The organism is Desertihabitans aurantiacus (assembly GCF_003344635.1).
Taxonomy (GTDB): Bacteria; Actinomycetota; Actinomycetes; order Propionibacteriales; family Propionibacteriaceae; genus Desertihabitans; species Desertihabitans aurantiacus.
Window position 1 is genome coordinate 1 of record NZ_QPKK01000124.1, and the last position, 11,118, is coordinate 11,118.

The 11,118-nt window shown below is 72.5% G+C and carries 9 protein-coding genes; 4 read left to right on the plus strand and 5 right to left on the minus strand.

The window, feature by feature from the left end; genetic code table 11:
- Positions 1-56 precede the first annotated feature (56 nt).
- The 3 genes from DVA66_RS11250 to groES all read right to left on the minus strand — a co-directional run bounded on the left by DVA66_RS11250 (position 57) and on the right by groES (position 3,568).
- Entirely contained in the window at positions 57-1,376 is a 1,320-nt protein-coding gene (locus DVA66_RS11250) for an ABC transporter substrate-binding protein (protein ID WP_114560172.1), read from the minus strand.
- Between the two features lie 266 nt (positions 1,377-1,642).
- Positions 1,643-3,244, minus strand: coding sequence for a chaperonin GroEL (gene groL / locus DVA66_RS11255; protein ID WP_114560173.1), 1,602 nt, complete (start codon positions 3,242-3,244; stop codon positions 1,643-1,645).
- A 27-nt stretch (positions 3,245-3,271) separates the two neighbouring features.
- Entirely contained in the window at positions 3,272-3,568 is a 297-nt protein-coding gene (gene groES / locus DVA66_RS11260; protein WP_114127160.1) for a co-chaperone GroES, read from the minus strand.
- 186 nt (positions 3,569-3,754) lie between these two features.
- Between groES and DVA66_RS11265 the strand changes: the two genes are divergently transcribed.
- The 3 genes from DVA66_RS11265 (at position 3,755) to DVA66_RS11275 (ending at position 7,894) form a co-directional block, all read left to right on the plus strand.
- A complete protein-coding gene (locus DVA66_RS11265) occupies positions 3,755-4,618 on the plus strand; it encodes an alpha/beta fold hydrolase (protein ID WP_114560174.1) in 864 nt (287 codons plus the stop codon).
- 79 nt (positions 4,619-4,697) lie between these two features.
- Positions 4,698-7,043, plus strand: coding sequence for a glycoside hydrolase family 3 N-terminal domain-containing protein (locus DVA66_RS11270; protein WP_232821908.1), 2,346 nt, complete (start codon positions 4,698-4,700; stop codon positions 7,041-7,043).
- Positions 7,040-7,894 (plus strand): SMP-30/gluconolactonase/LRE family protein, encoded by an 855-nt coding sequence (locus DVA66_RS11275; protein ID WP_114560175.1) that lies wholly within the window; start codon positions 7,040-7,042, stop codon positions 7,892-7,894. The genes DVA66_RS11270 and DVA66_RS11275 overlap by 4 nt, the downstream gene beginning before the upstream one ends.
- A 211-nt stretch (positions 7,895-8,105) precedes the next feature.
- On the opposite strand, the gene xylA is transcribed toward DVA66_RS11275, so the two are convergent.
- Positions 8,106-9,299: a xylose isomerase gene (gene xylA / locus DVA66_RS11280; protein WP_114560176.1), complete on the minus strand. Its 1,194-nt coding sequence runs from the start codon at positions 9,297-9,299 to the stop codon at positions 8,106-8,108.
- A 131-nt stretch (positions 9,300-9,430) separates the two neighbouring features.
- On the opposite strand from xylA, the gene DVA66_RS11285 reads away from it, so the two are divergent.
- On the plus strand, positions 9,431-10,600 hold the full coding sequence (locus DVA66_RS11285; protein ID WP_198671681.1) for an ROK family transcriptional regulator: 1,170 nt from the start codon (positions 9,431-9,433) through the stop codon (positions 10,598-10,600).
- A 110-nt stretch (positions 10,601-10,710) separates the two neighbouring features.
- On the opposite strand, the gene DVA66_RS11290 is transcribed toward DVA66_RS11285, so the two are convergent.
- Positions 10,711-11,118 (minus strand): THUMP-like domain-containing protein (locus DVA66_RS11290; RefSeq protein ID WP_408608906.1); only part of this gene is annotated, 408 nt, incomplete at its 5' end.

The window sequence follows — 11,118 nt, forward strand, 5'->3', positions numbered from 1 at the left end:
CGAGGTCGGTCATCGGAGTCTCTTCTCTGGGTGGGCGGGAGGGACGGGGGCCGGCCTCAGCCGATGGTGTCCTCGATGCCCCGCTGCAGCTCCTCCAGCGCCGACCGGGCGTCGGTGGCGCCGGTGAGGATCTGCTGGGTGAAGGTGTCGATGATCGGCGTGGCGTCCACGCTGGTCACGCCCTGGAACAGCGCCGAGCCGCCGGGAGCCGCCCACGTCTGGGCGATCGGCTGGTACTCCTCGATGATCTTGACGTTGTTCGGGTTCTCCTGGAACTCCGGCGTCTCGGCGATCGACCTCAGCGGCGGCAGCCCGATGCCGGTGTTCTCGGTCCAGAGCCGGGCCATGTTCTGGTAGTAGTACGTGAGGAACGCCTCCGAGCCCTCCTGGCTGGGGGTGTCCTGGTACATCATGATGTTGTTCGGGAAGTAGAGCATCCCCTGCGTGCCAGCCGGGCTGGTGAGCGGGGAGTTCACGACGATCTCGCTGCCCACCTCACCGCCGATGTTCGCCGCCAGGCCACCGCCGTCGAAGCCCATCCCGAAGCGGCGGGCCCGCCACTGCTCCTGGACGTTGTCGCTGGTGTAGGTCGCCGCGGCCGGGTCGACGTAGCCCTTCGCCACGCACTCCAGGACGAACTCCATCGCCTCGATGTTGGCCGGGGTGACGCAGTCGGGCTGCTGGTCGGCGTTGAACAGGCCACCGCCGTTGCCGATCATCCAGCTGACCAGGATGTGGCCGCCGGTGAACCGGCCCGAACCGGACCCGTCGCCGTAGCCGTAGACGTCGATCTGCTTGAGCGCCTCGCAGGCGTCCAGGAAGGACTGCCAGTCCGTCGGCGCCTCGGTCCCGGCCTCCTCGAGCAGGGTGGGGTTGACCCAGAGCACCCGCATGTCGAGGTTGTAGGGCACCGCGGCGTAGCCGTTGTCGGTGCGCATGGCGTCGATCAGCCCCGGCAGGAAGTCGTCGTAGAGCCCGTTACCGCGCCAGGACTCCAGCAGGTCGTCGGCGTAGGCGATGGCCCCCTGGTTCTCGAACAGGAAGGCCTGGGTGCCACCGCCGGAGCTGACCGCGGGGCCGGTCCGCGAGGCCACCGCGGAGGAGAAGGTCTGCGTGAAGTTGGCCCACTGCACGGTCTGGTAGGTCGCCGGCGGCAGACCCTCGGCCGGCTGGTAGGCGGTGACGATCTCCTCGTCGGTGGGGTTGAACTGGTCGCCACCCCACGGCATGTTCCAGAACGCGATCGGTTCGCTGCTGTCGCCGCCACCGGCCCCACCACCGCCGCCGCACGCCGCCAGCATCCCGACCGCCGACAGACCTCCCGCGGCTCCCAGCAGACTGCGCCGGCTCAGCTCCATGCGCCCGTTGCTTCCCATGACGTCTCCTCCACCCGGAGGGATCGGCACACGGCCCACCCTCGACTTCGTTGTCGCCCCCCACGAGCCGCGGGGAGACCTCGCCGCACCGTCCCCGGGACGGGCGAGACGGATCGATGGTGCGTCATGCCCCACCACCCCGTCAACACAAATGGCGGGAAGCGCAACAAATCCGTGACCTTGGACTGCCGGGCCGTCAACGGACATGACAAGGGCCCCGTCCGCGTGGTGCGGACGGGGCCCCGGTGTCGCTACGAGGCGCGGGCTCAGTGGCTGTGCGCGGCCTCGTCCTCGTCCTCGGGCTTCTCCACCACCAGGGTCTCGGTGGTGAGCAGCAGCGAGGCGATGGAAGCGGCGTTGGCCAGCGCGGAGCGGGTGACCTTGACCGGGTCGATGACGCCGGCCGCGATCAGGTCGCCGTACTCGCCGGTGGCCGCGTTGTAGCCCTGACCGGGCTCCAGCTCGGCGACCTTGGAGGTGATGACGTAGCCCTGCTCGCCACCGTTCTCGGCGATCCAGCGCAGCGGCTCGACGACGGCCTTCTGGACGAGCTTGACGCCCGCCAGCTCGTCACCGGTGGCCCCCAGGCCGTCGGACAGCACCTTGGCGGCGTGGATGAGGGCGGAGCCGCCCCCGGCCACGATGCCCTCCTCGATGGCCGCCCGGGTGGCCGAGACGGCGTCCTCGATGCGGTGCTTCTTCTCCTTCAGCTCCACCTCGGTGGCGGCGCCGACCTTGATCACGCAGACACCGCCGGCCAGCTTCGCGACCCGCTCCTGGAGCTTCTCGCGATCCCAGTCGGAGTCGGTGTTGGCGATCTCGGCCTGCAGCTGGGCCACCCGGTCGGCCACGGCGGAGGAGTCCCCGGCGCCGTCGACGATGGTGGTGTCGTCCTTGGTGACGACGACGCGGCGGGCGCGGCCGAGCACCTCCAGACCGACCTGGTCGAGCTTGAGACCGACCTCGGGGGCGACGACCTGGCCACCGGTGAGGATCGCGATGTCCTCGAGCATGGCCTTGCGGCGGTCACCGAAGGCCGGGGCCTTGACCGCGACGGAGGTGAAGGTGCCGCGGATCTTGTTGACCACCAGCGTCGACAGCGCCTCGCCGTCGACGTCCTCGGCCACGATGACCAGGGTGCCCGAGGCACCGATGACCTTCTCCAGCAGCGGGAGGAGGTCGCTCATCGAGGAGATCTTGCCCGAGTGCAGGAGGATGTAGGGGTCCTCCAGCACGGCCTCCTGGCGCTCGGCGTCGGTGACCATGTAGCCGGAGATGTAGCCCTTGTCGAACTGCATGCCCTCCGTGAACTCGAGCTCGGTGCCGAAGGTGTTCGACTCGTCGACGGTGATGACACCGTCCTTGCCGACCTTGTCGAAGGCGTCGGCGATCAGGCCGCCGATCTCGGAGTCCCGGCTGGAGATGGTGGCCACCTGGGCCATGTCCTGGGTGGTCTGGACCTCGCGGGCCAGCTCGCCCAGACGGGCCTCCACGGCCTGCACGGCCTGGTCGATGCCACGCTTGAGCCCCACCGGGTTGGCCCCGGCGGCGACCGCCCGCAGGCCCTCGTGCACCAGGGCCTGCGCCAGCACGGTGGCCGTGGTGGTGCCGTCACCGGCGACGTCGTTGGTCTTGGTCGCGACCTCCTTGGCCAGCTGCGCGCCAAGGTTCTCGTAGGGGTCGCTGAGCTCGACGTCGCGGGCCACGGTGACACCATCGTTGGTGATGGTGGGCGCACCCCACTTCTTGTCGAGCACCACGTACCGGCCCTTGGGGCCGAGCGTGACCTTCACGGTGTTCGCGAGGATGTCGACACCGCGCTCGAGCGAGCGGCGGGCCTCCTCGTCGAACTGAAGGATCTTCGCCATGTGTGTTACTCCCTCAGTTGGTGCTGATCACTTGGTGACGACGGCGAGGATGTCCCGCGCGTTCAGCAGCAGCAGGTCCTTGTTGTCGTACTTGACCTCGGTGCCGCCGTACTTGCTGAAGATCACGGTGTCGCCCTCGGCGACGTCGAGCGGGACACGGTTGCCGTTGTCGTCCACGCGGCCGGGACCGGTGGCGAGCACCTTGCCCTCCTGCGGCTTCTCCTTGGCGGTGTCGGGAATGACCAGGCCAGAAGCGGTGGTCTGCTCGGCCTCCAGCGGCTCGACGAGGATGCGGTCCTCGAGCGGCTTGATCGTGACTGCCACGTCAACCCCTTTCACGGGTGTCAGGTGTGTTCACATTTCTGCAGCCGGGGCGTCGTCGCGGGTGCCGTCCCGAGCTGGCACACTCACGGTGAGAGTGCCAGCTCCGACTCTAGAAGGGGGTTAGCACTCGGTCAAGCCGAGTGCCAGCACCGATGAGTCGGGCGTCCGAGGGAGGTCTGCACCGCCATGACGACACACACGCTGCAGGGCGACGGCGTCGCCCTGGTCTACGACGTGCACGGCCCGCTGCCGACCGCCGACGGGCGTCCGCCGCTGGTGCTCATCGGCCAGCCGATGGACGCCTCGGGGTTCCGTGCCCTGGTGGCCCGGATGCCCGAGCGCACCACCGTCACCTACGACCCGCGCGGGATCGGGCGCAGCGTCCGCTCCGACGGCCGGGTCGACGCCGACCCGCGGGTGCAGGCCGAGGACGTGCACCGGCTCATCGCCGAGGTCGGCGGCCCGGTCGACCTGTTCGCCAGCAGCGGCGGCGCGGTGACGGCCCTGGCGCTGGTGGCCGCCCACCCCGACGACGTGCGGACGCTGGTGGCCCACGAGCCGCCGCTGGTCCGGCTGCTGCCGGACGCCGACGTCGTCGTGCGCGCGATGGCCGCGGTCCGTGCGGCCTACCGCGACCGCGGGTTCGGGGCCGGGATGGCCGCGTTCATGGTGCTGAGCAACGAGGCCGGGGAGCTGGGCGAGGAGTTCCTCGAGCGGCCGGCGCCCGATCCGGCCACCTTCGGGCTGCCGGCCGAGGACGACGGTTCGCGGGAGGACCCGCTGCTCTCGGAGCGCTCGCAGCCGATCATCGACTTCGTGCCCGACGCGGACGCGCTGCGTGCCGCGCCGACCCGGGTCGTGCTCGCCGTCGGCGAGGAGTCGCGCCAGGTCCTCACCGGGCGGGCGGCGGTCGCCGCCGCCGAGCTGCTCGGCCAGGAGGCCACCGTCTTCCCCAGCCACCACGGCGGGTTCATGGACGGCGAGTACGGCTGGCCGGGCCAGCCCGACGCCTTCGCCGAGCGGCTGCGCGAGGTGCTCGACGCAGGCTGAGACGCGGCGGCGGCACCGCATTTGCTGGTTGACACAACAAAATCCGGGTGGTGGAGTGACGGGCGTCGAGAGGATCCCCGTGCCCACCACTGACGCTGACACGCACGACACCGCCGCCGCCATCTGGCGTGACCCGAGCCGGCCCGCCGAGGAGCGCATCGACGCCCTCGTGGCGGCCATGACCCCGGCGGAGAAGCTGGCCCAGCTCGGCAGCCACTGGGCCGACCACCGCAGCCCCGACGAGGTGATCGCGCCGATGCAGGACGTGATGTCGGCCGGCCGCGACACCTTCGAGGGTGCGGTCCGTGACGGCATCGGCCAGCTCACCCGCGTCTTCGGCACCGCCCCGGTCACCGCCCGGGAGGGGATGGCGAAGGTGCAGGCCTCCCAGCAGCACCTGCTCACCCGCACCCGCCTCGGTGTCCCGGCGGTGGTGCACGAGGAGTGCCTGACCGGGTTCACCGCCTACCAGGCCACCGTCTACCCCACCTCGATGGCCTGGGCCGCCACCTTCCACCCCGAGCTGGTGCGCGAGATGGCGCACGCGATCGGCACCGACATGGCCGCCGTGGGCGTCCACCAGGGCCTGTCGCCGGTGCTCGACGTCGTCACCGACTACCGCTGGGGACGGGTCGAGGAGACCCTCGGCGAGGACCCCTACGTCGTCGCCACCCTGGCGACCGCCTACGTGCAGGGCCTGCAGGACGGCGGGGTGCTCGCCACCCTCAAGCACTTCGCCGGGCACGCCACCTCCCGTGGCGGGCGCAACCACGCGCCGGTGTCGATGGGCGTGCGCGAGCTCCGCGACCTGGTGCTGCCACCGTTCGAGATGGCGGTCACGGTCGGGCGCAGCGCCAGCGTGATGAACAGCTACACCGAGCTCGACCACGTGCCGGCCGCCGCCGACCGCTGGCTGCTCACCGACCTGCTGCGCGGTGAGTGGGGTTTCACCGGCACCGTCGTCTCCGACTACTGGGCGGTGCCCTTCCTCAAGGCCAAGCACGGTGTTGCCGCCACCGTGGCCGACGCCGCCCGGCTGGCCGTGCACGCCGGCATCGACGTCGAGCTGCCCGACCTGGCCGGCTACGCCCAGCTCGACCTCGACGACGCCGAGGTCGCCGCCGACGTCGAGGTCGCGCTGCGCCGGGTGCTGCGGCAGAAGCTCGAGCTCGGCCTGCTCGACGAGGGCTGGACGCCCGCCGAACCGGTCGACGTCGACCTGGACAGCCCGCGCAACCGCGACATCGCCCGTCGGCTGGCCGAGGAGTCGGTGGTGCTGCTGGCCGACGACCAGCAGGTGCTGCCGCTCTCCCCCGACACCTCCCGGATCGCCGTCGTCGGGCCGTGCGTGGAGGACCCGGCGGCGCTGATGGGTGCCTACTCCTTCCCGCTGCACGTGCTGCCGCGCCACCCCGGGCTCGGGCTGGGCATCGAGGTGGCCTCGCTGCCCGAGGCGCTGCGCTCCGAGCTGCCCGGGGCCGAGGTCGTCGTGCGGCCCGGCTGCCCGCTGGTCGAACCGGACACCGGTCAGATCGCCGAGGCGGTCGAGGCGGCCCGCGACTGCGACGTCGTGCTGGCCGTGGTCGGCGACCGGGCCGGCATGTTCGGCAAGGGGACGTCCGGCGAGGGCTCGGACGCCCCGGGCCTGGACCTGCCCGGCGACCAGACCGCGCTGGTCGAGGCGCTGCTCGGCACCGGCCGTCCGGTGGTGCTGGTGGTGGTCTCCGGACGCCCCTACGCGCTGGGCGCCTTCGTCGACCGGGCCGCCGCCATCGTGCAGGCGTTCCTGCCCGGCTCGGAGGGACCGGGCGCGATCGCCCGGGTGCTCACCGGGTCGGTCAACCCGAGCGGGCACCTCCCTGTGCAGGTGCCGGCCACCGGCTCGGCGCTGCCGCACACCTACCTCGCCCCGCCGCTGGGCCAGGACGGCGACAAGATCAGCAACCTCAGCATCGCCGCCGCCTTCCCGTTCGGCCACGGGCTCTCCTACACCAGCTTCGAGGTGTCGGGTCCGGTGCTGGACGCCACCGAGGTGCCCACCGACGGCGCCGTCACCGCCACCGTGACCGTGACCAACACGGGCGAGCGGGCCGGGGCCACGGTGGTCCAGCTCTACGCCGCCGACCCGGTGGCGCAGGTGACCCGTCCGGTGCGCCAGCTGGTCGGCTACGCCCGGGTGCACCTGGAGCCGGGCGCCAGCACCGAGGTCAGCTTCGCGCTGCACACCGACCGGTTCTCCTTCACCGGCCTGGAGCGCGTCCGGGTGGTCGAGCCCGGCGAGCTGGAGCTGTCGGTCGGCCGCTCGCTCGGCGACCTCACCGGCAGCGCCACCCTCACCCTCACCGGCCCGCTGCGGCGGGTAGGTTCCCGTCCGGTGCTGACCACCGATGTCAGCGTCCGCGCGATCCAGGAGGTGGCCGGATGACCCGTGCCGAGCAGCTGACCGCACCGTGCACCGTGCACGGCGAGGGTCCCGTCTGGGACGCCCGGGGCGAGCGCCTGCTGGTGGTCGACATGCTCGCCGGCGTCGTCGTCGACCTGACCCGTCCCGACCAGCCGGAGCGGAACCATGTCGGCTCCGTCGCGGCGGCGCTGCGTCCGCGGCGCGACGGCGGGTTCGTGGTCGCGCTGGAGCACGGGTTCGCCCTGGTCGACGACGCGTTCGTCCAGCAGGGCGAGGAGACCCCCGCCCTGGACGACCCGGCGGTCCGGATGAACGACGGGGGGTGCGACCCGCAGGGCCGGTTCTACTGCGGGACGATGGCCTACGACTCCTCCCCCGGCGCCGGCACGCTGTACCGCTTCGACCCCGACCACCGGGTCGAGGCCGTGCTCACCGGGGTGACCGTCTCGAACGGGCTGCAGTGGAGCGCGGACGGCCAGCGCGCCTTCTACGACGACACCCCGACCGGGCAGGTGGACGTCCTCGACTTCGACGCCGCCACCGGCACCTTCGGCGACCGCCGACGCTTCGCCGCGGTGACCGGCGACGGCGCCCCGGACGGGATGGCGATCGACGCCGAGGACGGCTTGTGGGTGGCGCTGTGGGGCGGCTCGCGGGTGGTCCGCTTCGACGCCGACGGCACGCTGAGCGAGGTCGTCGAGCTGCCGGTCAGCCAGGTCACGGCCTGCGCCTTCGGCGGCCCGGACCTGTCGAGGCTGTTCATCACCACCTCCCGCGAGGGCCTGCCCGACGGTGAGGAGCCCGAGGCCGGCGCGGTCTTCACCCTCGACCCGGGCATCCGCGGCGCCGCGCTGCACCCCTTCGCCGGCTGACCCCGCCTCGCGGCACACGCAGCCACGGCGCCCTGGCACGGGACCCACCCCAACGCCCCGACGCCTGTCGAAGCGTCGTCCTGAGCCGGTCGAAGGGGGCGAGCACCCGGGCCTCGACGAGCCCAGCCCGCTGCGGCCACGTGCCCGAACACGACCGGGCCCCACGCGCTGGTGCGCGTGGGGCCCGGTGCGGTGACGGACGGTCGCGGGGTCAGCCGCGGGCGCCGACCAGGTGCTCGATCATCAGCTGCTGCAGCCGGACGAACCCGAACCCCAAGCCATGGAAGTAGGCGTCGGCGTCGAAGTCCTCCCACGCGGAGCGGTCGGCCAGCAGCTGGTCGTAGCCCTCGCCCTCGCCCAGCGTCGGCTGGCCGAGCTCGGCCACCTTCGCCGCGGCCAGCGCCTCCTGCACCTCCGGGTCGGCGCGGAACGCCTTGGCCCGCTCCTTGAGCAGCAGGTAGGTGCGCATGTTGGCCGCCACCGACTCCCAGATGCCGGCGTCGTCCTCGGTCCGGCTGGGCTTGTAGTCGAAGTGGCGCGGACCGTCGTAGGCCGCACCTCCACCGGGGCCGCCGTTCTCCAGCAGGTCGACCAGCGAGAACGCGTTCTGCAGGTCGCCGTGGCCGAAGACCAGGTCCTGGTCGTACTTGATCGAGCGCTGGCCGTTGAGGTCGATGTGGAACAGCTTCCCGGCGTCGAGGGCCTGGGCCACCCCGGCGGTGAAGTTCAGCCCGGCCATCTGCTCGTGGCCGACCTCCGGGTTCAGCCCGACCAGCTCGGACCGGTCCAGCGTCTCGATGAAGGCCAGCGCGTGGCCCAGCGTCGGCAGCAGGATGTCGCCGCGGGGCTCGTTCGGCTTCGGCTCGATCGCGAACCGCAGCCCGTAGCCCTTGTCGGTGACGTACTGGGTGAGCAGGTTGACCGCCTCGCGGTAGCGCGCCAGCGCCGCCTGGACGTCCTTGGCGGTGTCGTACTCCGCGCCCTCGCGGCCACCCCACATGACGAAGGTCTCCGCGCCCAGCTCGGCGGCCAGGTCGATGTTGCGCAGCACCTTGCGCAGCGCGTAGCGGCGCACCGCGCGGTCGTTGGAGGTGAAGCCGCCGTCCTTGAAGACCGGCGCGGAGAAGAGGTTGGTGGTGATCATCGGCACCACGACGCCGGTGTCGGCCATGGCCTGCTTGAGCCGGTCGATCTGGCGCTGCCGCTCGGCGTCGGTGCTGCCGAAGGCGAACAGGTCGTCGTCGTGGAAGGTCAACCCCCACGCCCCGGCCTCGGCCAGCTTCTCCACCGCCCGGACCACGTCGAGGTCGGCACGGGTGGGACCGCCGAAGGGGTCCGCACCGGTGTAGCCGATGGTCCAGAGGCCGAACGAGAACTTGTCGGCCGGTGTCGGTGTGGTCGTCATCGAACCCTCCACGGTATTGTTGGCGCACCCAACATATGGGGGGGCTCCTCCGCTGTCAACGGACGGCTGGAGCGGTCGCCCCCGGGTCGGCCAGAATCGTCGTCCACCGGTCGGCGGAGGAGGGAGGCGAGGTGACCACGGTCCCCAGCGACCTGCTGACGGCCTCGCGCGCCGGCACCGCACGTCCCAGCACGACCAACCTCACGCTGCTGCTCGAGCGGGTGCACCGCGGGGGACCCGCCTCGCGGGCCCAGCTGACCCGGGAGAGCGGGCTCAACCGCTCCACGGTGGGTGCCCTGGTGACCGAGCTGGTGCGCCGCGGGCTCGTGGTCGAGGACGACCCCGACCCCACCCGGCAGGTCGGCCGTCCCAGCCCGATCGTGCGCTGCAGCCCCGAGGTGGCCGCGCTGGCCGTGGTCCCCGAGACCGACGCGGTGACCGTGGCGGTGGTCGACCTGGCCGGTGCGGTGCGCCGGCGGTTCCGCTGCGAGACCGGTCACCCGCCGTCGGCTGCGGAGGCCGTCGAGCTGGTCCGCGGGGTGCTCGACGCCGCCGCCGGGCCGTGGCAGCTGGCCGGGTTGGGCCTGGCCGTGCCCGGTCTGGTGCGGGCCACCGACGGGCTGGTGCGCTGGGCCCCGCACCTGGAGTGGCGCGACGAACCGCTGGGCACCATGCTCGGCGAGGCCACCGGGCTGGAGGTGCTGGCCGCCAACGACGCCAACGCCGGCGTGCTGGCCGAGCACCTCTTCGGCGCGGCACAGGACGCGACCCAGGTGCTCTACCTCAACGGCGGGCCGAGCGGCATCGGCGGCGGCATCATCATCAACGGCGAGCTGGTGATGGGGGCGGAGGGATACGCCGGGGAGTTCGGCCACACCCAGGTCGCCCCGCCCGGGGCGGAGCCCAAGGAGCTGGAGGCCTGGGTCAGCCGGCAGCGGCTGCTCGACCTGCTCGGGCTGGAGAGCGCCAGCGACGACGTGCTCACCGACGCCCTGCACCACGTCGAGGACGAGGCCCTGCAGGCGGAGGTGCTGCGCCAGCTCGACGCGCTGGCCCTCGGCGTCCGCGACATGGTCAACGCGCTCAACCCGCAGCGGGTGGTGCTCGGCGGGTTCCTCGGCAGCCTCTTCGAGCGGGCCCCGGAGCACCTGCTGCAGGCGCTGCGGGCGCAGGCGCTGCGGCCGTCCTGGGAGTCGGTGTCGGTGGTCCGGGCCGCGCTGGGCAGCGACCTGCTGCTGGTCGGGGCGGCCGAGCTGGTCTTCCAGCGGGTGATCGAGCGCGCCAGCCTCACCGCCGCCTGAGGCCATCCTGCTGCCCCCTCCCCCCGACGGCCGTCTCCTCCCCCGCGGTTCGAGGTATCAGCGGACGCGCCGGAGCGCGTTATCACCTCGAACCGGGCGGGGGGTGGGCGTCAGGGCTCGCGGGTGGCGAGGACGGCGCGGGCGCCGGCGGGGGTGCGGGTGAGCAGCAGGGTGATCTCCGCCGTCCCGGACGGCTTGAGCCGGCGGCGCAGCTGGGCCGGGTCGAGCTCGAGCCCACGCTTCTTGATCTCCAGCCGGCCGATGTCGTGGCGGCGCAGCCAGGCCCGGACGTCCTTCTCCCGCCACGGCAGCACCTCCACCACCCGGAAGGAGTCGACGAACGGCGAGGTCACCGGGTGGTGGCTGCTGAGGTAGGCCACCCCGGGGTCGACCAGGTGCAGGTCGAGCTGCCCGGCCAGCAGCGCGATCCCGCCGGCGCGCACGACCGCCCCGACCGGCTCGTGCAGCCACGCCCCGATCTCGCCCACCGGCGCGCGCCCGCCCCGGCCGCCCGGCGG